The organism is bacterium (assembly GCA_040753555.1).
GTDB lineage: Bacteria > UBA9089 > UBA9088 > UBA9088 > UBA9088 > JBFLYE01.
This window is the reverse complement of sequence record JBFMDZ010000016.1, coordinates 1-22,287: the sequence shown is the minus strand read 5'-3', so window position 1 is coordinate 22,287 and position 22,287 is coordinate 1. Positions and strand designations below refer to the sequence as shown.

Annotated in this window: 30 protein-coding genes; 20 read left to right on the top strand and 10 right to left on the bottom strand. The window is 37.1% G+C overall.

What is annotated here, in order from left to right:
* The first annotated feature begins 193 nt into the window (after nucleotides 1-193).
* Both AB1630_02665 and AB1630_02660 read left to right on the top strand, forming a co-directional pair.
* Nucleotides 194-409, top strand: coding sequence for a type II toxin-antitoxin system HicB family antitoxin (locus AB1630_02665; protein ID MEW6102715.1), 216 nt, complete (start codon nucleotides 194-196; stop codon nucleotides 407-409).
* The gene (locus AB1630_02660) at nucleotides 406-627 is read left to right on the top strand and encodes a type II toxin-antitoxin system HicA family toxin (protein MEW6102714.1); all 222 of its coding nucleotides are present in this window, start codon (nucleotides 406-408) and stop codon (nucleotides 625-627) included. The genes AB1630_02665 and AB1630_02660 overlap by 4 nt, the downstream gene beginning before the upstream one ends.
* A 9-nt stretch (nucleotides 628-636) precedes the next feature.
* Here the strand turns inward: AB1630_02660 and fabF are convergent, their stop codons facing one another.
* The 9 genes from fabF to AB1630_02615 form a co-directional block, all read right to left on the bottom strand.
* Nucleotides 637-2,937, bottom strand: a complete 2,301-nt coding sequence (fabF, locus tag AB1630_02655; GenBank protein MEW6102713.1) for a beta-ketoacyl-ACP synthase II — start codon at nucleotides 2,935-2,937, stop codon at nucleotides 637-639.
* Entirely contained in the window at nucleotides 2,930-4,075 is a 1,146-nt protein-coding gene (locus tag AB1630_02650) for a diguanylate cyclase (protein ID MEW6102712.1), read from the bottom strand. The genes fabF and AB1630_02650 overlap by 8 nt, the downstream gene beginning before the upstream one ends.
* Nucleotides 4,068-4,490 (bottom strand): SRPBCC family protein, encoded by a 423-nt coding sequence (locus AB1630_02645; GenBank protein MEW6102711.1) that lies wholly within the window; start codon nucleotides 4,488-4,490, stop codon nucleotides 4,068-4,070. Before AB1630_02645 ends, AB1630_02650 begins: the two co-directional genes overlap by 8 nt.
* 201 nt (nucleotides 4,491-4,691) lie before the next feature.
* Nucleotides 4,692-4,985 carry a hypothetical protein gene (locus AB1630_02640; protein MEW6102710.1) on the bottom strand — a complete coding sequence of 98 codons (294 nt, stop codon included), beginning with the start codon at nucleotides 4,983-4,985 and terminating at the stop codon, nucleotides 4,692-4,694.
* The gene (locus AB1630_02635) at nucleotides 4,934-5,221 is read right to left on the bottom strand and encodes a hypothetical protein (GenBank protein MEW6102709.1); all 288 of its coding nucleotides are present in this window, start codon (nucleotides 5,219-5,221) and stop codon (nucleotides 4,934-4,936) included. The genes AB1630_02640 and AB1630_02635 overlap by 52 nt, the downstream gene beginning before the upstream one ends.
* Nucleotides 5,218-6,027, bottom strand: coding sequence for a cyclase family protein (locus tag AB1630_02630; GenBank protein MEW6102708.1), 810 nt, complete (start codon nucleotides 6,025-6,027; stop codon nucleotides 5,218-5,220). The genes AB1630_02635 and AB1630_02630 overlap by 4 nt, the downstream gene beginning before the upstream one ends.
* Before the next feature lie 59 nt (nucleotides 6,028-6,086).
* Nucleotides 6,087-6,491 (bottom strand): retroviral-like aspartic protease family protein, encoded by a 405-nt coding sequence (locus tag AB1630_02625; GenBank protein ID MEW6102707.1) that lies wholly within the window; start codon nucleotides 6,489-6,491, stop codon nucleotides 6,087-6,089.
* A gap of 116 nt (nucleotides 6,492-6,607) precedes the next feature.
* The gene (locus tag AB1630_02620; protein MEW6102706.1) at nucleotides 6,608-7,870 is read right to left on the bottom strand and encodes an outer membrane protein transport protein; all 1,263 of its coding nucleotides are present in this window, start codon (nucleotides 7,868-7,870) and stop codon (nucleotides 6,608-6,610) included.
* A 38-nt stretch (nucleotides 7,871-7,908) separates the two neighbouring features.
* Complete coding sequence (locus tag AB1630_02615; protein MEW6102705.1) at nucleotides 7,909-8,754, bottom strand: ROK family protein; 846 nt, start codon at nucleotides 8,752-8,754, stop codon at nucleotides 7,909-7,911.
* 92 nt (nucleotides 8,755-8,846) lie between these two features.
* On the opposite strand from AB1630_02615, the gene rplV reads away from it, so the two are divergent.
* From rplV to AB1630_02540, 15 genes are all read left to right on the top strand, one after another.
* The gene (gene rplV / locus AB1630_02610; protein ID MEW6102704.1) at nucleotides 8,847-9,182 is read left to right on the top strand and encodes a 50S ribosomal protein L22; all 336 of its coding nucleotides are present in this window, start codon (nucleotides 8,847-8,849) and stop codon (nucleotides 9,180-9,182) included.
* Nucleotides 9,179-9,358 (top strand): hypothetical protein, encoded by a 180-nt coding sequence (locus tag AB1630_02605; GenBank protein ID MEW6102703.1) that lies wholly within the window; start codon nucleotides 9,179-9,181, stop codon nucleotides 9,356-9,358. Before rplV ends, AB1630_02605 begins: the two co-directional genes overlap by 4 nt.
* Complete coding sequence (locus AB1630_02600; protein MEW6102702.1) at nucleotides 9,355-10,137, top strand: hypothetical protein; 783 nt, start codon at nucleotides 9,355-9,357, stop codon at nucleotides 10,135-10,137. Before AB1630_02605 ends, AB1630_02600 begins: the two co-directional genes overlap by 4 nt.
* Nucleotides 10,121-10,678: a dTMP kinase gene (tmk, locus tag AB1630_02595; GenBank protein MEW6102701.1), complete on the top strand. Its 558-nt coding sequence runs from the start codon at nucleotides 10,121-10,123 to the stop codon at nucleotides 10,676-10,678. Before AB1630_02600 ends, tmk begins: the two co-directional genes overlap by 17 nt.
* Nucleotides 10,675-10,914: a DUF4160 domain-containing protein gene (locus AB1630_02590; GenBank protein ID MEW6102700.1), complete on the top strand. Its 240-nt coding sequence runs from the start codon at nucleotides 10,675-10,677 to the stop codon at nucleotides 10,912-10,914. Before tmk ends, AB1630_02590 begins: the two co-directional genes overlap by 4 nt.
* A complete protein-coding gene (locus tag AB1630_02585; protein ID MEW6102699.1) occupies nucleotides 10,874-11,134 on the top strand; it encodes a DUF2442 domain-containing protein in 261 nt (86 codons plus the stop codon). Before AB1630_02590 ends, AB1630_02585 begins: the two co-directional genes overlap by 41 nt.
* Complete coding sequence (locus AB1630_02580) at nucleotides 11,131-12,363, top strand: 3-isopropylmalate dehydratase large subunit (GenBank protein ID MEW6102698.1); 1,233 nt, start codon at nucleotides 11,131-11,133, stop codon at nucleotides 12,361-12,363. Before AB1630_02585 ends, AB1630_02580 begins: the two co-directional genes overlap by 4 nt.
* A 36-nt stretch (nucleotides 12,364-12,399) precedes the next feature.
* Nucleotides 12,400-12,894 (top strand): 3-isopropylmalate dehydratase small subunit, encoded by a 495-nt coding sequence (locus AB1630_02575; GenBank protein ID MEW6102697.1) that lies wholly within the window; start codon nucleotides 12,400-12,402, stop codon nucleotides 12,892-12,894.
* Nucleotides 12,891-13,130 carry a hypothetical protein gene (locus tag AB1630_02570; GenBank protein ID MEW6102696.1) on the top strand — a complete coding sequence of 80 codons (240 nt, stop codon included), beginning with the start codon at nucleotides 12,891-12,893 and terminating at the stop codon, nucleotides 13,128-13,130. The genes AB1630_02575 and AB1630_02570 overlap by 4 nt, the downstream gene beginning before the upstream one ends.
* Complete coding sequence (locus AB1630_02565) at nucleotides 13,120-13,698, top strand: nucleotidyl transferase AbiEii/AbiGii toxin family protein (protein MEW6102695.1); 579 nt, start codon at nucleotides 13,120-13,122, stop codon at nucleotides 13,696-13,698. The genes AB1630_02570 and AB1630_02565 overlap by 11 nt, the downstream gene beginning before the upstream one ends.
* Nucleotides 13,682-15,673, top strand: a complete 1,992-nt coding sequence (gene pheT, locus AB1630_02560; GenBank protein MEW6102694.1) for a phenylalanine--tRNA ligase subunit beta — start codon at nucleotides 13,682-13,684, stop codon at nucleotides 15,671-15,673. Before AB1630_02565 ends, pheT begins: the two co-directional genes overlap by 17 nt.
* 27 nt (nucleotides 15,674-15,700) lie before the next feature.
* The gene (locus tag AB1630_02555; GenBank protein MEW6102693.1) at nucleotides 15,701-16,084 is read left to right on the top strand and encodes a Rid family detoxifying hydrolase; all 384 of its coding nucleotides are present in this window, start codon (nucleotides 15,701-15,703) and stop codon (nucleotides 16,082-16,084) included.
* On the top strand, nucleotides 16,081-17,448 hold the full coding sequence (rmuC, locus tag AB1630_02550) for a DNA recombination protein RmuC (protein ID MEW6102692.1): 1,368 nt from the start codon (nucleotides 16,081-16,083) through the stop codon (nucleotides 17,446-17,448). The genes AB1630_02555 and rmuC overlap by 4 nt, the downstream gene beginning before the upstream one ends.
* Nucleotides 17,449-17,575: 127 nt before the next feature.
* Nucleotides 17,576-17,863: a hypothetical protein gene (locus AB1630_02545; protein ID MEW6102691.1), complete on the top strand. Its 288-nt coding sequence runs from the start codon at nucleotides 17,576-17,578 to the stop codon at nucleotides 17,861-17,863.
* A gap of 231 nt (nucleotides 17,864-18,094) precedes the next feature.
* On the top strand, nucleotides 18,095-18,691 hold the full coding sequence (locus tag AB1630_02540) for a histidine phosphatase family protein (protein MEW6102690.1): 597 nt from the start codon (nucleotides 18,095-18,097) through the stop codon (nucleotides 18,689-18,691).
* On the opposite strand, the gene gltX is transcribed toward AB1630_02540, so the two are convergent.
* On the bottom strand, nucleotides 18,666-20,072 hold the full coding sequence (gltX, locus tag AB1630_02535) for a glutamate--tRNA ligase (GenBank protein ID MEW6102689.1): 1,407 nt from the start codon (nucleotides 20,070-20,072) through the stop codon (nucleotides 18,666-18,668). The two genes, AB1630_02540 and gltX, sit on opposite strands and share 26 nt — an antisense overlap.
* Nucleotides 20,073-20,166: 94 nt before the next feature.
* On the opposite strand from gltX, the gene AB1630_02530 reads away from it, so the two are divergent.
* Genes AB1630_02530 through AB1630_02520 form a run of 3 tightly spaced genes read left to right on the top strand, consistent with a single transcriptional unit; the run spans nucleotide 20,167 to nucleotide 22,135 of the window.
* Complete coding sequence (locus AB1630_02530; protein MEW6102688.1) at nucleotides 20,167-20,496, top strand: helix-turn-helix domain-containing protein; 330 nt, start codon at nucleotides 20,167-20,169, stop codon at nucleotides 20,494-20,496.
* A complete protein-coding gene (locus AB1630_02525; protein MEW6102687.1) occupies nucleotides 20,493-21,872 on the top strand; it encodes an ATPase domain-containing protein in 1,380 nt (459 codons plus the stop codon). Before AB1630_02530 ends, AB1630_02525 begins: the two co-directional genes overlap by 4 nt.
* Entirely contained in the window at nucleotides 21,869-22,135 is a 267-nt protein-coding gene (locus AB1630_02520; protein MEW6102686.1) for a hypothetical protein, read from the top strand. The genes AB1630_02525 and AB1630_02520 overlap by 4 nt, the downstream gene beginning before the upstream one ends.
* Nucleotides 22,136-22,287 lie beyond the last annotated feature (152 nt).

Genomic DNA, 22,287 nt, shown 5'->3' with positions numbered 1-22,287 from the left:
CTTCCAGCATCATTTAGTTTGTTACCTCCCTAAATGTGGAATTAAGTATTGGGCTAGTGGCTAACCTTTGCCCAAGTTGGACTTTCACCAACAAGAACCAATACGCTTTGCTTGGCACACTCATTTTATCACCTCCTATCTAAAAATTACATTTTGCTTTTTTCATTTTGGATAAATTATAATTATAAAAATAATGAACTACAAAATTTTTCTTACAGAAGGCGAAGATGGATATATTGTTGCCGAATGCCCTGCAATTCCTGGTTGTGTCTCTCAAGGTAGAACAAAAGAAGAGGCATTGAAAAACATAAAAGAGGCAATTGAGCTTTGTCTTGAGTGTTATAAGGAGGACAAAGAGTTTATCCCGCAAGATAGGGTTTGGGTGGAAGAGATTGCCATCGCTGTATGAGCGAGAAATTGCCCCTTGTTTCTGGTAGGGAAGTAGTAAAGGCGCTTCAAAAAATTGGGTATTATATACGAAAACAAAAGGGAAGTCATATTCGGTTATATCACCCGAACCGCTTACCGGTAACCGTCCCAGAGCACCCCGAAGTTGACCGTCGAACATTAAAATCAATCCTTTATACTGTAAATCTTACTCCCGAAAGTTTCAAAAAACTCCTTTAAATTACATTTTCATTTGCTATATTTCCCAATCACCAATGCCGAATTCTTTCCTCCAAAGCCAAATGAGTTGGTAAAGGCTATATTTACATCTGCCCTTCTTCCTATATTTGGCACATAATCTAAGTCGCATTCTGGATCTTGATATTCATAGTTTATGGTTGGTGGAATAAAGCTATTTTTAATTGCCAAAGCACAAATAATTGCCTCAATAGCGCCTGTTGCACCAATTGAATGGCCAAGCATTGATTTTGTTGATGAAACTGGAATTTTATAGGCATATTCACCAAAAACATCCTTTATTACCATTGTCTCTGTTTTGTCATTCAATGGAGTAGATGAGCCATGGGGGTTTATGTAATCTATATTTTCTGGCTTTACATTTGCATTTTCCAAAGCAAGCCTGAAGCACTTTGATGCTGCTTTTCCATCTGGTGCAGGTGCGGTCATATGATAGGCATCATTTGTGCTGGCATAGGATAATATTTCACCATAGATATTGGCACCCCTATTCAATGCATGGTTAAGCTCTTCTAATATAACTATCCCTGCTCCCTCTGCTATAACAAACCCATCCCTCTTTGCATCAAATGGCCTTGATGCCTTCTCTGGCTCATCATTCCTTAATGATAAAGCATTCATTGCATAGAATGAATGAATAACCACAGGCCTGATTGGTGCCTCTGCTCCACCGGCAATAACTATCTCTGCCTCATCATTCCTTATTGCCTCAAATCCATAGCCAATGGCATCGGTTCCTGCCGGGCATCCAGTGGAAACTGTAATAGATGGCCCTTTAACATCTATTGCCAATGAAACCATTGAAGAAAGAGCACCCGAGAAGGTAATAATGGAAAGAAATGGGCTTATCTTCTCTGGTCCTTCTTTAAGAAATCTTGCCACCTGCTCCTCGGCAAAGGCAAGACCTCCTACACCCGCACCAATGATTACAGAGATCTTATCTTTATTTTCCTTTTCTAAAGAAAGCAAGGCATCTTTAATTGCCCCTTTTGTTGCAGCAATTGCAAGCTGTGTTGCCCTATCGCTTCTTTTTACCTCCTTTCTATCCATATATAAGGATGGGTCAAAATCCTTTATCTCACCAGCTATTTTAATAGGCATATTGGATACATCAAATTGGGTTATCCTGCTTATGCCAGATTTGCCACAAGATAATGCAGACCAAAAGGCATCTTTTTCTGTGCCAATTGGCGTAACAATGCCAATTCCTGTAATAACACACCTCTTTGGCTCCTCCTCCTTTATCTTTGGAAAAAGCAAGATTTTTCTTCCACCATGTGCCTTTGCAGAAAAAAGGGCTTTTTCTACCTTTTCAATAAGCCCTTCAGCACCTTCTCCCTTTTCAAACTGGGCTATTCCACAGGATATTGTAAGGGAGAGTTCCAAACCTAGCTTTTTGCAAAAAGAATGTTCATTTATATGCTTTTCTATCCTTTTTCCAAGAACCATAGCCTGATTTTGGTCTGTAGCGAATAATAAAAGAAGAAATTCATCATCCCTTCCCCTTACTAAGACATCCTCTTTTCTTGTAAATTTAAGCAATATCTCCGCTGTTTCCTTAAGTACTGTATCCCTTATCTTTTCACCATGGATGTCTATCATTGATTGAAATTGGTCAAAGCGAAAGAGGATTAAAGACAAGTCCTCCTTTTTCCTTGTTGCCCTGCTCATTTCTTCTGGTAGCCTGTTGATAAGGTATAGTCTATTGTGTAAGCCTGTTATGTTATCTATCCTTATAAGCTCCTCCCTTTTTATAAATTCACCTGCCCTTAAGAATAGCTCATAGTTTTCCTTTATCTCATGAATTAAGGGGGCTATAACAAACCTTGATAGGGAAAAGAGGGAAGAAAGCTCTAATTCTGTTATTGTCTTTAAGGATAAAAGCCCCTGCTCTATTTTTTTCCTTTCAATGCCTATTTCTTTGGCATATTTTAAGAGCAATTCCCTTTTCTCCTTAACAAAGATTGGACCAACCATAATATAGCAAGAGGGTTTTGTTTTAACCGCCAAAGGGAATATGAGGTTTATAAGGCCTAAGGGGCAGGTAAATATGAATGGAGGGGATTCTTCTTTTAAAAAGCATCCCCTCTTGTATGAGGAAAAACACCTTGTTTGTCCATCTATTGTAGAGGTTAGGTATTGGCATAAAGGATTTGCATCCTCCTTTTGTTTCAAACCCTCTCCATCAGAAAATATGATGTGGAGTTTACAGCCAAGGCTTTTTAGGCAAAATTGAGAGACCTCCTCAAAATGACTTAAAAACCTAAAAAGCTCTGATGAATCATTAGCCATTTTCAACCCTCTTTTTTATTGCCTTAAGGGTTTCATCTGCCATTTTTTTGACAAATATCCCTGCTATTAAATCGCCGATTATAAGGATTTTATGCCTAAATTTATGGATAAGAACAATCTCTGTCTTTTTCTCTTTTTCTTCAAATTGCCATTCTATCTCCATATTTGGAATTGGCCCTTTGGTCTGCTTTGCCTTGATAAGATTTTGGGGGAATATCTCAACCTCTGACCTCCAAAATACAGGCTTTCCTTTAATCTCTCCCTTTCTTTCTATAATCATTTTTCCAAGAACCATAGCCTGATTTTGGTCTGTAGCGAATAATAAAAGAAGAAATTCATCATCCCTTCCCCTTACCAAGACATCCTCTTTTCTTGTAAATTTAAGCAATATCTCCGCTGTTTCCTTAAGTACTGTATCCCTTATCTTTTCACCATGGATGTCTATCATTGATTGAAATTGGTCAAAGCGAAAGAGGATTAAAGACAAGTCCTCCTTTTTCCTTGTTGCCCTGCTCATTTCTTCTGGTAGCCTGTTGATAAGGTATAGTCTATTGTGTAAGCCTGTTATGTTATCTATCCTTATAAGCTCCTCCCTTTTTATAAATTCACCTGCCCTTAAGAATAGCTCATAGTTTTCCTTTATCTCATGAATTAAGGGGGCTATAACAAACCTTGATAGGGAAAAGAGGGAAGAAAGCTCTAATTCTGTTATTGTCTTTAAGGATAAAAGCCCCTGCTCTATTTTTTTCCTTTCAATGCCTATTTCTTTGGCATATTTTAAGAGCAATTCCCTTTTCTCCTTAACAAAGATTGGACCAACCATAATATAGCAAGAGGGTTTTGTTTTAACCGCCAAAGGGAATATGAGGTTTATAAGGCCTAAGGGGCAGGTAAATATGAATGGAGGGGATTCTTCTTTTAAAAAGCATCCCCTCTTGTATGAGGAAAAACACCTTGTTTGTCCATCTATTGTAGAGGTTAGGTATTGGCATAAAGGATTTGCATCCTCCTTTTGTTTCAAACCCTCTCCATCAGAAAATATGATGTGGAGTTTACAGCCAAGGCTTTTTAGGCAAAATTGAGAGACCTCCTCAAAATGACTTAAAAACCTAAAAAGCTCTGATGAATCATTAGCCATTTTCAACCCTCTTTTTTATTGCCTTAAGGGTTTCATCTGCCATTTTTTTGACAAATATCCCTGCTATTAAATCGCCGATTATAAGGATTTTATGCCTAAATTTATGGATAAGAACAATCTCTGTCTTTTTCTCTTTTTCTTCAAATTGCCATATAATCTCCATATTTGGAATTGGACCTTTAGTCTGCTTTGCCTTAATAAGATTTTGGGGGAATATCTCAACCTCTGACCTCCAAAATACTTGCTTTCCTTTAATCTCTCCTTTTCTTTCTATAATCATTTTGTTCTCTTTTCTTTCCACTATTTTAACCTCTTTATATGCAGGGATAAAACTAGGCCAAGCCTCAAAGTCAGAGACTAAAGAGAATACCTTATCCCTTGTGCTGTTAACAACAATTCTATTTTCTACCTTCATTAAAATAAACCCTTACCTTCTCTTCAAAAAATGCCTTTATCTCCTTCCATTCAATCCCTTTCGTAATTATTCACCCCCTCTTTGTGAAACGGAGAATTGGAGAAAAAGAGAAAAGGAAAATATCATCTTTGTCTAATTAACCATTTATCCACTTTCTCAATCATTCGTATAATCTGTCCAATGATTTGGTCATAATTTGAGTTAATCTTTGTTGTCATAATAGAATCTATATAACCACGTTCCTTTAAATAAGCCAATTATTGTTTCTTCATCCTTTATATCCAAAAAGAAATCCCCTAAATCTTTAAGTTTTCTAATCACATTATCGCAATTGAAGGGCTTGTTTGTAAATAGGTCTAAGTCAAAGGATATTCTATGGCCTAGCTGAAGGCTTGCTCCTGTTCCTCCCGCTAGGTAAAAGCCCGAGATTACCCTCTTTTTTACTAATATTTCCAGATTTTGCGATTGTTTCTCTGGAAAGACCTCTTTAAACATTTAACCTCCTTCTTTGGAATATTAAGATAGAATGCCCAGAAATTAGCGCTTTTTCTGGAAATCCTCCTTGTTTCTTTAACCACCTTCTTAATCCTTTCTTTTGAAAAATTAGAAAGTAGATAAGAAATTGCGTTTCTATCACCATACTCAAGGAGCCTTTCCATAACAAAAATTGGAAAATCTTTCAATTCCTTAATTTCAACATCCCAGAAATATCTTTTAAGCTCAAAATTCATATTATTGCCACAGCCCGGCACCAACCAGCCGATGCTTTTTCTATCCTTATGGGAAAGCAGGCGATCTTAAAGCCAAAGGGTTTTGGAATCTTATCAAAATTTGCCATCTTTTCTATGTGGCAATATTCCCTTTCTCTTCCGGCAAAGTGTGCGGGCCAAAGAAGATTCTTATCCCTCTTTTCTATATACTCAGAGAACATTACACCCCATCCCCTGTCAAATCCAACCGAATCTGTCCCAATAATTTTTACCCCCTTTTCTATCAAATACAATGTTGCCTCCCTGCTCATCCCAGGATAATCTTTAAGGTATCTTTTATCTGGATGGAGCTTATCAGCCCCGGTCATAATAAGAACAATGTCATATGGCTTGATTTCATAGTTTATTTTATTTAGGCTATCTTCAATGTCTTTGGGCATAATGAGAGAGCCAGGCTCTTTGTGCCTTAAATCTAAGACAACACCATCAGAAAAGCACCATTCTAAAGGAATCTCGTCAATTGTCTTTGATGGCTTTCCCTCTGTATTTGGTCCAAAGTGCCAGGGTGCATCAAGATGCGTTCCTGCGTGGGTGTCCATCTTTACCTCCTCAAAGGCAAGTCCTAATCCCTCTGGCCATTCATTTGCTTTTATCCTATATTTTCCAATAAGCCAAAGAAATAGCCTTTTTAAGACACCCTCTTTTTTATAAAGCAAACCAGCCAGACCAAGAAGGAATGCACCCTTTTTGTGGTCTGTATAACCTATCTTTGGCTGATCATGCTCAGGGCCAATGGGAGAAAGTGGCAAGCTTAAGTCAATAATCATCTGGTTACTAATTTTATTTTACCCTTAATCACTCAAATTTGCAACAAAATTCTTGATTTCTAAAGCTCCTCTAAGAGTGGCATATCAGGGGATGCAGGATTGGGAATAACTTTACCTGTTTTGCAGTCTACAAGAAGGTCAGTATCCTCAAGGACAATCTGACCAAGCAAGGGTTTTGCACCCTCTTTTTCGATGATAACTCTGGATATAGTATCTCGTCCAAGGATCTCAATCCTTAGCCCAAGGGCCACATCTTTCTCTTCTATCCTTCCATCGGCATACCGGACCTTTGTTCTTCCTGAGAACTTAAGACCCAGACGCTTGACTAAATCAATAGGTAGTAAGACCTGAGTAGCGCCGGTGTCAATGATAGCCTCTACCTCAAGGGGCAAAGACCTGCCCTCTTTTATTTGCTCTTCTTCCCACACATTCCACATTCTAACCTTCTCAATCACCTTACCCATAATTACTTACCTCGTTTTAAAATTTTTATGGCAAGCTCAAGGTTTTCTTTCATAGATTATTTTTCCCCTTTTTATTATCATCTCTTTAAAAGCATCTGCCACAGAATTCAAGTCATTTAAAATTTATAGCTACCAGAAATTCCAATCGCTGTCCCCTTTTCTTCGTATTCTATACCTTCAAGTGTCTCCTTGCCAGATGCGTTAGCATAGCAAAAATCAATCCCAAAATCATTTCTTTTATAACTTGCGCCCAATGTTATAAACCTAACATTTACATCTATAATCTTGGTTATGTCAACGCCATCCTTTGGAACAGGAGATGGGTCAGAGTAAAATCCTGTCCTTAATGTCCAATTGTTGTTTAGGTTATACTCAATGCCAACCCTAAATCTATCTGTATTGCTCCAATTAAGGCTTTTATCCCTATCCATAAGAAGCTTGCTTGTTCCTGAGCCTGTATCCAGCTCAAAGTCTACATCCTCTTCCATAGAATTCCATCCTGTCCTTGCCCAATCAGAGGTTATGGTTATCTTTGGGGTTAATCTATAAGCTATTCCTAAACCACAGGTTAAGGGATATGAGAATCTTTGGGTATATTTGCTTTTTTCACTTCCTGTTCCTGGCAATATTGCTGATTGAAAACTCCCTTCTCCCTCTCCTTTAAGCTCCAAGATGCTTCCGCTTCTTAAAACTCCTCCAATGGAAATCTTATCTGATGCCTTCAACAAAAATCCAATTACCCCTTCAAGGCCACATCCATCTCCCTCCATCTTGGATGAAAGGCTGTAGTCAAAAGGTGGAGGAGCACTATAATCCTTCTTTGCTTCAAGTTCAAGTTTGCCATAAAGAAGGTTTAAGCCACAACCAATGGAAAGATTATCGTTTATTTCCTTTGCCAAGGAGAGGTTTCCTACAGAGACAAAAAGCATTGTATGATATTCTGCCTTTGCTGTGCCTGTGCCATCGTTTATTGTATCCTCCCAATCAATGGCATTTCCATTGGGAATATAGAGACCTTCACCCAGTGTCCAACCAGAAAGCTTCTGCCAAAAGCCAAAAGAGGGAAGAAGGGCAGAGGTCTTTATATCTTTTTTATTAAAGCTTGCTTTTTCCCAAGAATAAGCAAACAATTCTGGTAAAGCATTCTTCACTGAATTTCCATCCTTTCCCTTAATGGATGCATACTCAAGATAAGAACCAGCCCCTCTTTCTGAAAGAGAACAAAGCCCAGCCGGGTTCCAATAGATAGCAGACCAATCATCTGCCAAACCAATAAATGCCCCTCCCATTCCAATTGGCCTTGCACCTAACCCTCCAAACTCATACCCTCCCGCAAAACAAAGATTTGCTAGAAGCCCAAACAAAAGACATTTCTTCATCTCTCCTCGCCTCTAATTTTTATTTTACTACTAGCCATTTAAATTTGCAAGCATTTTTTTGCAAGGAAAGCAGAACCAATTATTCCAGAATTAGACCCTAAACTTGCCTTTTTAATAATACAGGGAAACAATGCCCCTTTTTTGACAAATTGCCTTACAATTTCAACAAGCCCTGAGCATCCTTCAATTACACCACCTCCCAAGATTACAGCATCGGGGTTTAAGATATTTATAAGGTTTGTTGTTCCAATGCCAATAAAATTCCCAAGATTTTCTATTAAATCCCCTGCCTTTTTATTTCCAGCCCTTGCTTCCTTTTCAATGAAAGAGGCAGAGCCTTCTTTAAAACCAGCCTCCTTTGCATACCTTTCCAATGCAATCCCAGATGCAATCGCCTCAAAACAACCCTTCCTTCCACATCCACATTTTGCACCATTTATATCAATTACGATGTGTCCAATCTCAGAGCCTTTTATAAGCCTTCCATCTATAATTATTCCACCTCCAATCCCTGTTCCTATAAATATTCCAATCAAAGTCTTTATTCCCTTCCCTGCTCCATAGATATATTCTCCCATTGTTTGGCAATTACAATCATTCTCAATGATGCAGGGAATATTAAAATGTTCTTTTAGGATTTTATAAAGGTTAAGGTTCTTTATTCCTATGTTTGGCGAAGAAAGAATAATTCCATCCTTTATTTGTCCAGCTATAGCTATGCCTATTGCCTTTATCTTTGATATATCAGATCTATTTATAAGGCTTATAATTTGGCTTGCAATCTTCTCTTTTTCTGTTTTTTCCTGATATGCCTTTATTATCCTTGCCTCATCTATCTCTCCTATCCTTGTTTTTGTAGCACCAATATCTATTCCAAGCTGCATATAAGGAAATTATATAAAAACAATAGCTTTCCTTACAAGGAGGGAATTTCAAATTCTTGACAAAAAAGAAGGATAAGAGTTAAAATATTTTTATGCAAGGAAAGGCTATATCAAAATATATTAGAATTTCTTCATCAAAGCTTCGTCAGGTTATTTCCCTTATAAAGGGAAAAAGGGGTGATGAGGCAGAGAATATCTTGCAGATGACGCCAAAGAGGGCATCCTATTTTATCCATAAAGCATTAGGAAGCGCATTTGCAAATTGCAGAATAAGGTCTCCCCTTTTAGAGCTTAAGGATGTCTGGATAAAAGAAGTATGGGCAAATAATGGGCCAATGATGAAGAGGATAAAATATTGTGCAAGGGGAAGGTCAGGCAGGATTCTTAAAAAAACATCCCATCTTACAGTTGTCCTTGAAAAAATATGAACATCGCCATTTTCTTGATGGCAATTGTCGGATGTCTCCTTCTTGTTGAGATTATAAATTTTTCTATTAAATACAAAAGAAAAAAGGAGAGAAAAGACCTTGTTTCCTTAATAATAATGGGGATTTCTTTTATATTTTGGGCAATATCAACAGCTTTAATGATTAAAAAATTATGAGCATAACAATTAGCTTAAGGATTTCAGAGGGGATTGTATTAGGATGCGATAGCCTTGCTACTGTAAAGGCTATTCCTATCCCCCAGGAGGAATTTGTTCAATGCCCAGAATGCCTTGGAAAAATATCCTGCTCAAGGCTAATTCCTCCTCCTCCAACCACATTTGCGGTTTCAAAAACCATAAATAAGCTATTCTGCCTTAATGAAAAAATTGGCGTCCTCTCATTTGGTGTAAGCTTTATTACAAAAAGGAGTATTCAAAGCCATATTTTTGATTTTGAAAAGACCCTTACAGGCGAGGAAGAAATAAAAGAAATAGCAGAAAAGCTTGAGGTCTATTTTAGAAGGGAGCTTACCTGTGAAATTGTTGACCTTTCCCAAATACCAGAGGATGAATACCCTTTGGGTTTTCAAATTGCAGGATATGATGAAGATGACCTTGCAACTCCGAAGACATATACCTTAAAGATTGGACAAAAATCTGTTATTGAACCTGTCTTTGAGGGTGGATATGGCTGCACATTTGGAGGAGACGGAAGGATAATACAGAGGCTATGGGAGGATAACCCAGAAAATCCCATACCCCTTCCAAATTACCAATTTTTCTCCCTTCAGGATGGCATTGACTATGTGGAATTTCTTGTCAGAACAACAATAGAAGCCCAAAAATTTCTTCCAATGCCCCAAACCTGTGGTGGAGAAATAGAAATTGCCACCATAACCCCAGACGAAGGCTTTGATTGGATAAAGAGCAAAGAGCTTGATGTTTATAGTGTTTGAAGGAGGGGAAGGGGCAGGAAAATCATCCCAGGTAAGCATGCTAAAAGATGCTTTAAAAATTCCCTCTATTGCTACAAAAGAACCTTATGTAGAATGGATAAAGGAAATGGTCTTTGATGGAAAAACACCAAAAATGGCAGCCCTTCATCTGTTTCTTGCAGATAGAATAATTCATATAAACGAAGTCATTAAGCCTGCTTTAGCTGAAGGGAAAATTGTTATTTGCGATAGATACTTCCTTTCAACAATTGCATACGAAGGATATGGTTATGGAATAGACATTGAGCTTGTTAAAAAATTGAATGATGGATGTATTATCCCGGATATTGTTTTTCTTCTTGATATAGAGCCAGAAAAAGGATTAAAAAGGGTTAGGAGGGATAATAGGTTTGAAAAAGAGGATATATCATTCCATAAAAAGGTAAGGGAGGGTTATCTTTTGGAAGCAAAGAATGACAAAAAAATAAAGGTTCTTGATGGAAGAAAAAGCAAAGAAGAAATACATAGGATTGTAATGGAAGAATTAGAATTTAAAAAATGAGCCCGACCATTCTGAAAGAAGAAGGCTATCGATTCTTTTTCTTCTCTAGAGAGGAAAGCAGGATGCATATTCATGTCATATGTGCTGATGGAGAAGTAAAGTTTTGGTTAGAGCCTAAGATAGAATTAGCAAAAAATTATAATTTATCACATATGCAGTTAAGGGAAATAGAAAATATTATTAAGGTGCATTATGATGACTTTAAAAACGCTTGGAAAGGATACCAGAAAAGCTGAAGTTACACATATCTCTGCTTATGGAATATGGCTTTTAGCTACAGATAAAGAATTATTTATGGCATACGAAGATTTTCCCTGGTTTAAAGATGTGCCTGTTAGCAAAATCTTCAATGTAGAAGAATCACAGCCAGGGCATTTTTATTGGCCTGATTTAGATGTTGATCTTACAGTTGAAATTATAGAGTATCCGCAAAAATTTCCATTAATAATGAAATGACATTAACTCAGAAAATAATTTCAAAAAAAGCAGGAAAGCCTGTAAAGGAGGGAGAGATTATTATTGTAGATGTTGATGCTTGCTTCCTTCAGGATGGAACAGGGCCACTTGCAATAAAAAGATTAAAGGAGCTTGAAATAGAGAAAATATCCCCTCCAAAGAGGTCCATTATCTTTATTGACCATTCATCTCCCTCTCCCAATTTATCCCTTTCAAACGACCATAAGCTATTAAGGGATTTTGCAAAAGAGAATAATATTGTGTTATCTGATATTGGAGAAGGTGTGTGTCATCAGATAATGGCAGAGGATTTTGTAAAACCAGCTGATATTGTTATTGGCTCTGATTCCCATACCTGCACCCTGGGGGCATTAGATGCTTTTGCAACAGGGATGGGCTCTTCTGACCTTGCTGTTATTCTTGGGCTAGGAAAGACATACCTTAAGGTTTGTGAAACAATATTGGTTGAAATTGAAGGAAAATTTCCAAAGGGTGTTTATGCAAAGGATTTAATTCTTTACCTTATAGGAAAAATAGGGGCAGATGGTGCATCATACAAAGCCCTTGAGTTTAGAGGATGTGAATTGGATATGGAAGAAAGGCTTACCATATCAAATATGGCAATTGAATGTGGGGCAAAGGCTGGATTATTTCCATCTGATGAGAAGACAAGGGAATTTTTGAAAAAGCAGGGAAGGGAGAATGATTATTCACCATTAGAGCCAGACAATGATGCAGAATATGTAGAAAAAATAAAAATAGATGCTTCTTCCCTTGTTCCTTATATTAGCCTTCCCCATAGCGTTGATAATGTTGTTCCCATAAGTAAAAAAAGTGGTTTAAAGATAGACCAGGTTTTTATTGGAACCTGCACAAATGGAAGGATTTTTGATTTAAGGATTGTTGCATCTATTCTTAAGGGAAAAAAGGCAAAGACAAGGCTTTTAATTTGCCCTGCATCAAAAAATGTCTACCTTTCTGCATTGAAAGAGGGAATAATCGAAATTCTTATTGAAGCAGGTGCTGTTATCCTTCCCCCGGGATGTGGTCCTTGTGTTGGAATTCATCAAGGGATATTGGGTGATGGTGAAAGGTGTTTGTCAACAGCAAATAGGAATTTTAAAGGAAGGATGGGAAACCCGAATTCAGAGATTTATTTATCCTCTCCAGCAACAGCAGCTGCTTCGGCTCTATATGGGGTTATAACAGACCCAAGGGAGATATTATGAATTTTAAATTGCAAATTTTAAATTTTAAATTGTAAAATGAAAATATCTGGCTATAGCCATAAATTTGGTGATGATGTTTCAACGGATTTAGTAATCCCAGGAAGGTTTTTTCATCTTCGCTCAAACCTACCTGAGCTTGCCAAGCATCTTATGGAGGATGCAATGCCTGGATTTATAGATAAAATAAAGGCCGGAGATTTTATTGTAGGGGGAAAGAATTTTGGCTGTGGTTCATCAAGGGAGCATGCACCAACCATTATAAAAATGGCTGGAATTAAGGCTGTTTTAGCAAAATCCTTTGCAAGAATCTTCTTTAGGAATGCAATAAATTTAGGGCTTCTTGTCATTGAATGCGATACATCAAATATAGAGGATGGAGATTATCTTACAATTGATGGAGATGGCTTTATTGAAAACAAAAGAACAGGTAAAAGAATAGAATTTGTCCCCCTTTCTCCATTTATGAAAAAAATCCTTGGAGATGGTGGTCTGGTTGAATATGTAAAGAAGCATAAGGGGATTGAGATATGAAAAAAGAAGATGTATTAAGTTTTATTAAAGGCTATAAAAATGCCAATAGGGCAATATTAGAGGAGAAGAAAAAAAGGCTTTGTTCTTTAACTTGTAAGGATTCCCTTTTAGAGTATGAACATCTTTGCAAGATATATGAAGACTTTAATAAAGAAGGAATTAAAGATTTAGAAAACAAAAAAATCTTATTTCTTATTGAAAGAAGAAAAAGATTTAATAAAATGGATGGAAGATAGGCAATTTAATGCTTTATTGGAAATACATAATTTCTTTACAAAGGAGGATATACCCTATGTAATCATTGGTGGTATTGCCCTTCAAAATTGGGGTGAGCCAAGATTTACAAAGGATATAGATATTTGTATTCTGGTTAACTTTGGGGAAGAAAAAAGGGTTATAGAGAAGATATTATCCCATTTTTCAGGAAGGATTTCCGATGCATTAGATTTTGCCATCAAAAATCGCGTATGCCTGGTTTGGAGCAGAGATGAAATAGAAATAGATATTTCACTTGGTATTCCTGGATATGAAGAAGAAGCAATAAAAAGGGCAATAGATTGCCCTTTAAATAAAGGTTTTGTTAGAATATGTAGTGCAGAGGATCTTATTATTCATAAGGCAGTAGCTGGAAGGGCCCAAGATTTGGCTGATATAGAGGGTATAATCATTCGTCAAGGAAAGAGGCTTGATGTAGATTATATCCGAAATTGGCTTAAGGAATTCTCCAGAGCCCTTGAGATGGATGAAATTCTTAATAGATTTGAAGAGCCCTGGACCGATATAAAAAATGAAGGTATCCTATAATTGGCTTTCTTGCTTTACAGATGTTCCGGGTTTAGAGGAATTGGCAGATATTCTTATAAACCTTGGTTTTGAGGTAGCAAGTGTAGAAGGGGTTAAGGATGACACAATAATTGACCTTGAGATTCCTGTAAGTAGGCATGATGCTTTGTCAATCATTGGTTTGGCAAGGGATATTTCTGCATTTACAAAAAGACCTTTAATACCTTTAGAGATTCCTGTTTTAGAAGAAAACCTTGCTCTTATCCCAGAGATAACCATTGAAGAACCCTTGCTTTGCCCAAGGTATACAGGAAGGATAATTAGCAATATCAAGGTTTGTGAATCGCCTCCCTGGCTAAAGGAGCGTCTTATAAATTGTGGAATTCGTCCAATAAACAATATCGTTGATATTACAAATTATGTTCTTCTTGAGCTTGGCCACCCAATGCACTCTTTTGATTACGATAAGCTAGAAGGAGGGATTTTTGTAAGGCAGGGGAAAAAGGGAGAGAAGCTCCTCTGCCTTGATGAAAGGGAATACGATGTTGAAGGGGCTGTTGTTATTGCAGATTCCAAAAAGCCCATTGCAATTGGAGGAATTATTGGAGGCGAAGAAACATCTGTAAGCAATGAGACAAAAACAGTTCTCCTTGAGGTTGCGTATTTTTCTCCCATTGCAATAAGAAGGGTATCAAAGAAACTTGGAATTATAACAGAATCATCTTATAGGTTTGAAAGGATGGTAGACCCAGATGGCTTAATTAAGGCACAAAATAGGGCGGCAAGCCTAATCTTTTCCCTTATTCCCGAAGCAAAAATAGGGCCCATATCCGACATATACCCAAACCCCTGTCCAGCTTTAAAGATAAAATTAAGAGAAAAAAGGGTAAATAAGGTTCTTGGAACAAGCCTTAAAGGAGAGGAGATGAAAGATATATTAGAAAGGCTTGGCTTTGGAATAGAAGATGATATGGTAATGGTTCCCTCATTCAGGGGTGAAATAACCAGGGAGATAGACCTGATAGAAGAGATAGCAAGGATTTACCAATATGGTAGAATAAAAGAGACAATGCCCATTTCTCCTATTATTCCCCACATAAACAAAAATTTTATAATGACAAGAAAGATAAGGGAGATAATGCTAGGTTGTGGAATGGATGAGGTTATAGCCTATAGCTTTACAAGCAATGAATGCCTTGAAAGGCTAAAGATTCCTTTAGGTAATATTGTCTCTTTAGCCTCACCTTTATCAACGGAAACCTCAATAATGACACCAAGCCTTATCCCCGGGCTCCTTGAGATAGCAAAGACAAACATTTCAAGAGACCAGGAAAACCTTTCAATATTCCAGATTGGGAAGGTCTTTGAGAAACAAAGAGAATGGACAAGCCTTTCTGGCATTATGACAGGAACAAAAGGATTAAATTGGATGGATAAAAAAAGGGATTTTACTTTCTTTGATATTCTTGGTGTAATTAAGAGGCTATTTTTAGAGCTTGGAATAGATTGCAATTTTAAGACCAGCAATATTCCATTTACAAAGCAAGGCTTAAACATTGTTTATAATGATAAAATATGTGGAATTGCAGGTGTTTTGTTGCCAGAAATTGGAGAATACTATGGTTGTAAAAAGCCCCTATTTCTTTTTGAGCTTAATCTTGGCATTATAATTTCATCTCACAAGAAAAAGGTTTTTAAGGAATTTTCAAAATACCCAAAGATAGAGATAGATATTTGCCTCCTTGTGCCAGAGGGTATAAAATCGGAAAATGTAGAAGAAATAATAAAAAAGGAGGGTAAATCCCTTGTAAAGGATGTATTTCTCTATGATATTTATAAAGGAGGAAATATCCCAGCCAACCATAAATCCATAACATACAGAATTACCTATCAGGCAGATGATAAGACATTAACAATGGATGAGATTGAGAAAATAAGGGACAATACACTAAAAGTATTGCAAAAAGGGCTTTCTATTTCATTAAGAACAGGGTAGAATTTTTGATAAAATATCTTTAAGGCAATGAAAAAGGCCATCTCGGTTAAAGGAGGCAGGGGGACAAAGGGACCATATTCCCAGGCTATTGCCTACAATGACCTTATCTTTGTTTCAGGTCAAGGGCCTGTACACCTGGAAACAGGAGAAATTATTTATTCAGATATAAAGGAGGAGACTACCCTAACATTGGAAAATATCAAAGCCATCCTTGAGGCATCTGGTTCATCTTTAGACAATGTCCTTAAGGCTAATGTATTTCTTGCCAATATGGATGACTTTGAGGAAATGAATGAGGTATATAAGGAATACTTTAAAGAACCAAGACCTGCTCGCACAACCATTCAAGCAGCAAGGCTTCCATCTTCTATCAAAGTAGAAATAGATGTGATCGCCCATATAACAAGATGATAAACATCTATTTCCTCGTCATTGGCTTAATTGGTCTGGTAATTGGTGGAGCTTTTTGCTTCCTTTTAGCAAAATCACATAGCCAGAATAAGATTAATGGGCTTGAAAAGGAACTTGCATCTTTTAAGATAATAGTTGAAGAGAGGAATAATCAAATCAAAGATAAAGATGCCGAGATAGATAAGCTTAGAAATGAGCTTGATATAGAAAGGCAATCAAGGGTAGAAGCATCAACAAGGCGTGAAGAGGCTGAAAAGAGATTGGAAGAACAAAAGGCACTTATTGAAAATATGAAACTAGAAATGAAAGATACATTTAATGCCCTTTCATCAGCAGCCTTAAAGAGTAGTAGCGAAGATTTTTTAAGGCTTGCATCAGAACACCTCGGCAAGGTTGTGGCTGATACAAACGGAAAGCTCGGTGAGCATATAAAACCATTGCAGGAGGTATTAAAAAGATATGAAGAAGGGATAAGGCTTATAGAGGAGAGCAGGCATAAGGCATATGGAAGCCTTGAAGAACAGCTTAAAACCCTTGCGTTAACCCATGAACAATTACAAAGAGAAACCAGCAACCTCGTTTCTGCCTTGAGAAGGCCTGAGATAAGAGGCAGATGGGGCGAGATTACATTAAGGCGTATAGCAGAGCTTTCTGGTATGTCTGAACATTGCGATTTTACAGAGCAGGTCTCTGTTTCTACAGAATCTGGAAAATTAAGGCCAGATATGATAGTGCATCTACCAATGGGCAGGGAGATTGTTGTTGATGCAAAGGTCTCTTTGGAGGCATACCTTGATGCTATAAGTGCCCAAACAGAACAAGAAAGAAGGCTTAAGATGAAAAAACATTCAGAGCAGATAAGGATTCATATAGCTAGGCTGTCATCAAAGGATTACTGGAGCCAGTTTTCTAATTCCCTTGACTTTGTTGTGCTATTCCTTCCAGGTGAATCATTCTTTAGTGCAGCTTTAGAGATAGATAGATCCCTCATAGAGGATGGTATCCAGAAAGGAATTATTCTTACTACGCCAACCACCTTAATAGCCCTTCTTAAAGCCATAAACTATGGATGGAGGGAGGAGCAACTAACAAAGAATGCCCAAGTGATAAGTGAGCTTGGCAGGCAATTATATGAGAGGATGAATACCTTTACAGGGTATTTTAACGACATTGGCTCTTCTCTTACAAAGGCAATCACAGCATACAACAATGGAATAAGCTCTTTGGAAGCAAGGGTTTTGCCATCTATTCGCAAATTTAAAGACTTGGGTATTAGTGTTACTAAAGAAATGCCAATTGTTAAACAAGTAGAAAAGATGCCGAAAATTCTCCTTTTAGACAACCCTGATGAAAATAAAAATTGACAAATCTTTCCAACAAAATAAAGAGAAAATGCTATATTGGTGCCTGGGCAAGTGGGTTCAAGAATCCAAACAATCAACAGTTGACAAAACTTTTAAGGAATTCTAAAATTCTAAAATAAATTAAAAGATGGATATAATAGCTGCTGTTGGATTTATTGCTACATTCATTGGAGGATGTATTGCTATAGCTGCCTATTTCAATGGAAAATATATTAAAGAGGGGGTTAGAGAAATAGGTGAAATGATAAGTAGTTTAGGAAACATTCTTGAAAGAATGGATAAAAGGGCAGAGGAAAGTCACAAAGAAGTGCTTAGGCTCCATGAAGAAGCCCTTATGCTATCAGAGGAGAGGCATAAAGAATTGATTAGGCTTTTTGGAAATTTGTTTGAAAGGATTCCAGAGAGAAATTCATAGATGGAAGATATTCTTAAGAACTAGAAGCGATTTAACAAAAGTTGAAGCTACAGATAAATCAAAAATTGACAAATTAGATGGTAGGGGTTTCATAATTCATAATAAGAAAAAATACCAATTGTTGAACAAATAGATTTAATGCCGAAAATTCTTCCTTTAGACAACCCTGATGAGGATGGAAATGGGAAGTAAGTTTTTTTATTTTACTTCCTACTTCCTACTTCTAAAGAAATGGAGCTATATCTTATAAGACACGGCGAATCAACATGGAATAGGGATGATAGGGTTCAGGGACAAAGTAACCCTTGCCTTTCTGAAAAGGGAAAAAAGCAAGCAGAATTACTAAAAAATAGGCTTTCTGGGATTTCCTTTGATTTTGTCTATTCAAGCCATTTAAGAAGGGCTTATGATACAGCAAAAATTAGCTTTGATGGAAGGTATAAAATAGAAAGGGATAAAAGGCTTTCTGAGATAAACCTTGGTGTTTGGGAGGGTATTTCAGCTAAAAAGCTATTTAAAGAAAGTGGCGAATTTAGAAGCTGGTTTGAAAAAACATCTGAAATTACACCAGAAAATGGAGAAAGCCTCTTTGAATTTAGGGATAGGGTTATTTCCTTCTTCAATGAGCTTATGAAGAATAAAAAGGAAAAAAAAGGGCTTATTTTTACCCATTCTGGTGTTATAGGGATTTTTCTTGCACATTTTCTGGAAATGAACCTTAATAAGGTATGGAGCATTCCCACATCAAATGGCTCTATTACAATTGTCAATATGACAAATCCATTTTTTACCCTTATAACCTTTAATGATACATCGCACCTTGTTTAGCCAGATAGGAATTAAGCCTTTTTAATACCAGCTTTTTTCCAAGTAGGGAAAGGGTATCAAAAAGGGGGGGAGAGACAGACCTTCCTGTTGCAACAACACGGAGAGGATGAAATATGTCCTTTGTTTTAACATTAAGGCTTTTTGCAAGGTCTCGCAGAGCATTTTCTGTTGTTTCTTTTGTAAAAGGCTCAAGGGTTTTTAAGACATCTAAAGAAGCCTTTAGGTTTTCAGAAACACCCGGTTTTTTTAATATTGCCTCTTCTGCCTCTTTATCTATCTCTATCTCCTCTTTTAAGAAGAAATCTGCCTCTCTTTTAAGGTCTGATATTGTCTTTATCCTCTCTCTATAAAGCTCAATAATCGCGCTCTGCCATTTTTTTGGTTTTTCACCAATAATATCTTTTGCAAGCTCAAGGAGGGTCTCTTTTTTCTCTACTTTTATATACTCTCCATTCATCCAGAGGAGCTTATCCATATCAAATATTGCACCAGATTTTTGAACCCTTGAAAAAGAAAACAAAGAAATAAGTTCATCCTTGCTCATTATCTGCTTACTATCCTCGGTTGAAAAGCCAAGGAGGGAGATATAGTTTATCATTGCACTTGGTAAGAAACCCATTTCTCTATAAGAGAGAACATCCATTGCCCCATGCCTTTTTGACAAAGGGGTTTTATCAGGGCCAAAGATAAGGGGAAGATGAGCAAATTGTGGGATTTTAAAGCCAAGGGCATTATAGAGCAAGATTTGCTTTGGTGTATTTGAGATATGGTCTTCTCCCCTTACTACATCGCTTATTTCCATAAGGCTATCGTCTATAACACAGGCAAAATTGTAGGTTGGAATCCCATCAGAGCGTAGGATAATAAAATCAGATATCGTCTTGCTATCAAACTCAAGCTCCCCACGGATAAGGTCAGAAAATGCAATTTTACAATCAGGAATAGAAAATCTTATGCTTGGTTTTCTTTTCTTTTCTAAAATGCTCCTTTCTTCTCTTGTAAGGCTTCTACACTTTCCATCATATCCTGGTGGAATGCCTAATTTAGCTGCCTCATATCTCCTTGTCTCAAGCTCTGTCTTTGTGCAAAAACAATAATATGCCTTTTGTTTTCCAAGAAGGATATTTGCATATTCTTGATATATATTTAGCCTTTTGCTTTGGAAATAAGGACCTTCATCCCAATCTATCCCAAGCCATTTTAGCCCTTCAAGGATTCCAGAAACCGCATCCTCTCTCTCCCTTTTAAAATCAGTATCCTCAATGCGAAGGACAAATTTTCCACCATTTTTCCTTGCATAAAGCCAGCTAAAGAGGGCTGTCCTTGCCCCTCCAAGATGGAGATATCCTGTTGGTGCTGGAGCAAAACGGGTTTTTATCATTTTTTAAAGATATTATACAAAAATATCCCATAAAAAGATAATTCTTTTTGATTTTTCATAAAGTGAAAATTTCCTTTGACAGACTAAAAAGATTATGTTAAAATATGATAAAATGATAAACGAGCTTCTTACGACAGATGAATTAGCATCTTATCTTAAGGTGCATGAGATGACCTTATATAAGCTCTTGCAGGCAGGGGAAATTCCTGCTGTTAAAATTGGACGCACTTGGCGGTTTGAAAAGAGGGCAATCAATGAATGGCTAAAGGTACGAAAAGAACAAAGAAAGAGTTTAAGCCCAACAAGGACAATTAAGAAAGGAGATTTGAATATATCTTTTGACCTTGAAAAAAGGGAAGAAGACCTCTTTGATGTCTTTAGCCTTAAGATTGAGCTAAAAACAAAGGTATATAGACCAAAATGATTGAACGGATAAAGACAGGAATCATTACTTTGGATGAGAAAATATTAGATGGCGGAATACCCATCTACTCAGTAAATATCATTAGTGGCTGTCCAGGCTCAGGAAAAACTATTTTCTCTCAACAAATCCTTTATAACAACGCCTGTGATAAGACAAAATGTATCTATTTCACCACACTTTCAGAACCAACAGCCAAGGTTATCCGTTATCAACAGGCATTTGACTACTTTGATGAGAAAAAGATACAAGAAGGCTTGATAACCTATGTAGACATTGGCTCAATCATTCATAAAAAAGGGTTATCTTCTGGCATTGAAACCATAATAAACTCCATTGAGAAGTTTAATGCTAAGATTATAGCAATAGACTCATTTAAGGCAATCAGTGAACTGGCTGAATCCCCAGGCTCTTTCCGCAGATTTGCCTATAGCCTTTGTGTAGAGCTAATCGCATGGCGATGCACCTCTTTCTTAATAGGAGAATACAGCAAGGAGGCATTAGAAAATGACCCTATGTTTGCCATTGCAGATGGGATTATCTGTTTTGACTCCATAGTTGGTGCAAGAACAACCAGAAGGACAATAAGCATAATCAAGATGCGGGGGGTTGGTTATTTTGAGGGCAATCATTCCCTTTCTATCTCATCTTCTGGCATCTCGGTATTTCCTCGGATTAAGACACCGCCTACGCTCTCCTTCTCTTTGTCTGAAAAAAGGGTTTCTACAGGAATATCAGGGCTTGATAGCCTAATGGAGGGTGGAGCTTTAATTGGCTCTTCTACCCTAATTGCAGGAACATCAGGCACAGGAAAGACAACATTCTCCCTTAATTTTCTGATGGAAGGGATAAAGCAACAAGAAACAGTGCTTTTAGTCTCATTCCAGGAGCCACCCGACCAGTTGAAAATGATTGCTAAAGGATTTGGTTTTAACCTAGAAAAAATGATTAAGGAGAAAAAGCTCTTTCTCTTATATGCCTCACCGGTTGAGATTGACCTTGATGAGCATGGCTTCTTGGTAAAGGAGGAGATAGAAGCAAGGGGGATAAAAAGGGTAGTTATTGATTCCCTTCGTGATATTGAGCTTTCTTCCCTTTCAAGCATCCATTTCCGTGATCATATCTATTCTCTGGTTAATTTCTTCAAATCCAGAGGGATAACATCTATGCTTACCTATGAGACAATTGAGTTGTTTGAAAAGGAGAAGGTATCTGCCTGTGGGATCTCTTTTATTACAGACAACCTCATCCTCTTAAGTTATCAAAAAGAAGGTGATATTGTTAAAAGGATGATTACCCTTCTTAAGATGCGAGGCTCAGAACATAAAAAGGAGATTAAGGAGTTTGAGATAACAAAAAAGGGAGTAATGATAAAATGATATACACAGAAAAGGAGCTAAATGAGAAATTAAAGGAGGAGATAATTTCCCTTTATACAAGGTTGATAGAAACTATCCAAGAGAAGCTTATTGGCAAAATAGGAGCAAAAAAGACAAACAGACTCTTTGACAAAATTGCGAAAGAGCTAGACCTCTTATTTATAAAAAGTGGTAAAATACACCTTACAAGCCTCTTAAAGGATAAAAAAAGGGAGGAAATAACCTCCTTGTGCAACAAAATTCCTAAATTCCCACTACCTTAGACACTATGATTTTTAGTATTTCTATAAATTCCTAAATTCCCACTACCTTAGACACTATGATTTTTAGTATTTCTGTAATTTCTTTCTGTTGCTTTGTTAATTCTTGAATAATAAGTTCTTTCTCATATACTTTGCACTTTAGATTCTTCATA

Excerpts from the sequence above, each read along its gene's own strand:
- AB1630_02665 (MEW6102715.1), top strand. The coding sequence starts at position 194 with ATGAACTACAAAATTTTTCTTACAGAAGGCGAAGATGGATATATTGTT.
- AB1630_02660 (MEW6102714.1), top strand. The coding sequence starts at position 406 with ATGAGCGAGAAATTGCCCCTTGTTTCTGGTAGGGAAGTAGTAAAGGCG.
- fabF (MEW6102713.1), bottom strand. The coding sequence starts at position 2,937 with ATGGCTAATGATTCATCAGAGCTTTTTAGGTTTTTAAGTCATTTTGAG.
- AB1630_02650 (MEW6102712.1), bottom strand. The coding sequence starts at position 4,075 with ATGGCTAATGATTCATCAGAGCTTTTTAGGTTTTTAAGTCATTTTGAG.
- AB1630_02645 (MEW6102711.1), bottom strand. The coding sequence starts at position 4,490 with ATGAAGGTAGAAAATAGAATTGTTGTTAACAGCACAAGGGATAAGGTA.
- AB1630_02640 (MEW6102710.1), bottom strand. The coding sequence starts at position 4,985 with ATGTTTAAAGAGGTCTTTCCAGAGAAACAATCGCAAAATCTGGAAATA.
- AB1630_02635 (MEW6102709.1), bottom strand. The coding sequence starts at position 5,221 with ATGAATTTTGAGCTTAAAAGATATTTCTGGGATGTTGAAATTAAGGAA.
- AB1630_02630 (MEW6102708.1), bottom strand. The coding sequence starts at position 6,027 with ATGATTATTGACTTAAGCTTGCCACTTTCTCCCATTGGCCCTGAGCAT.
- AB1630_02625 (MEW6102707.1), bottom strand. The coding sequence starts at position 6,491 with ATGGGTAAGGTGATTGAGAAGGTTAGAATGTGGAATGTGTGGGAAGAA.
- AB1630_02620 (MEW6102706.1), bottom strand. The coding sequence starts at position 7,870 with ATGAAGAAATGTCTTTTGTTTGGGCTTCTAGCAAATCTTTGTTTTGCG.
- AB1630_02615 (MEW6102705.1), bottom strand. The coding sequence starts at position 8,754 with ATGCAGCTTGGAATAGATATTGGTGCTACAAAAACAAGGATAGGAGAG.
- rplV (MEW6102704.1), top strand. The coding sequence starts at position 8,847 with ATGCAAGGAAAGGCTATATCAAAATATATTAGAATTTCTTCATCAAAG.
- AB1630_02605 (MEW6102703.1), top strand. The coding sequence starts at position 9,179 with ATGAACATCGCCATTTTCTTGATGGCAATTGTCGGATGTCTCCTTCTT.
- AB1630_02600 (MEW6102702.1), top strand. The coding sequence starts at position 9,355 with ATGAGCATAACAATTAGCTTAAGGATTTCAGAGGGGATTGTATTAGGA.
- tmk (MEW6102701.1), top strand. The coding sequence starts at position 10,121 with ATGTTTATAGTGTTTGAAGGAGGGGAAGGGGCAGGAAAATCATCCCAG.
- AB1630_02590 (MEW6102700.1), top strand. The coding sequence starts at position 10,675 with ATGAGCCCGACCATTCTGAAAGAAGAAGGCTATCGATTCTTTTTCTTC.
- AB1630_02585 (MEW6102699.1), top strand. The coding sequence starts at position 10,874 with ATGACTTTAAAAACGCTTGGAAAGGATACCAGAAAAGCTGAAGTTACA.
- AB1630_02580 (MEW6102698.1), top strand. The coding sequence starts at position 11,131 with ATGACATTAACTCAGAAAATAATTTCAAAAAAAGCAGGAAAGCCTGTA.
- AB1630_02575 (MEW6102697.1), top strand. The coding sequence starts at position 12,400 with ATGAAAATATCTGGCTATAGCCATAAATTTGGTGATGATGTTTCAACG.
- AB1630_02570 (MEW6102696.1), top strand. The coding sequence starts at position 12,891 with ATGAAAAAAGAAGATGTATTAAGTTTTATTAAAGGCTATAAAAATGCC.
- AB1630_02565 (MEW6102695.1), top strand. The coding sequence starts at position 13,120 with ATGGAAGATAGGCAATTTAATGCTTTATTGGAAATACATAATTTCTTT.
- pheT (MEW6102694.1), top strand. The coding sequence starts at position 13,682 with ATGAAGGTATCCTATAATTGGCTTTCTTGCTTTACAGATGTTCCGGGT.
- AB1630_02555 (MEW6102693.1), top strand. The coding sequence starts at position 15,701 with ATGAAAAAGGCCATCTCGGTTAAAGGAGGCAGGGGGACAAAGGGACCA.
- rmuC (MEW6102692.1), top strand. The coding sequence starts at position 16,081 with ATGATAAACATCTATTTCCTCGTCATTGGCTTAATTGGTCTGGTAATT.
- AB1630_02545 (MEW6102691.1), top strand. The coding sequence starts at position 17,576 with ATGGATATAATAGCTGCTGTTGGATTTATTGCTACATTCATTGGAGGA.
- AB1630_02540 (MEW6102690.1), top strand. The coding sequence starts at position 18,095 with ATGGAGCTATATCTTATAAGACACGGCGAATCAACATGGAATAGGGAT.
- gltX (MEW6102689.1), bottom strand. The coding sequence starts at position 20,072 with ATGATAAAAACCCGTTTTGCTCCAGCACCAACAGGATATCTCCATCTT.
- AB1630_02530 (MEW6102688.1), top strand. The coding sequence starts at position 20,167 with ATGTTAAAATATGATAAAATGATAAACGAGCTTCTTACGACAGATGAA.
- AB1630_02525 (MEW6102687.1), top strand. The coding sequence starts at position 20,493 with ATGATTGAACGGATAAAGACAGGAATCATTACTTTGGATGAGAAAATA.
- AB1630_02520 (MEW6102686.1), top strand. The coding sequence starts at position 21,869 with ATGATATACACAGAAAAGGAGCTAAATGAGAAATTAAAGGAGGAGATA.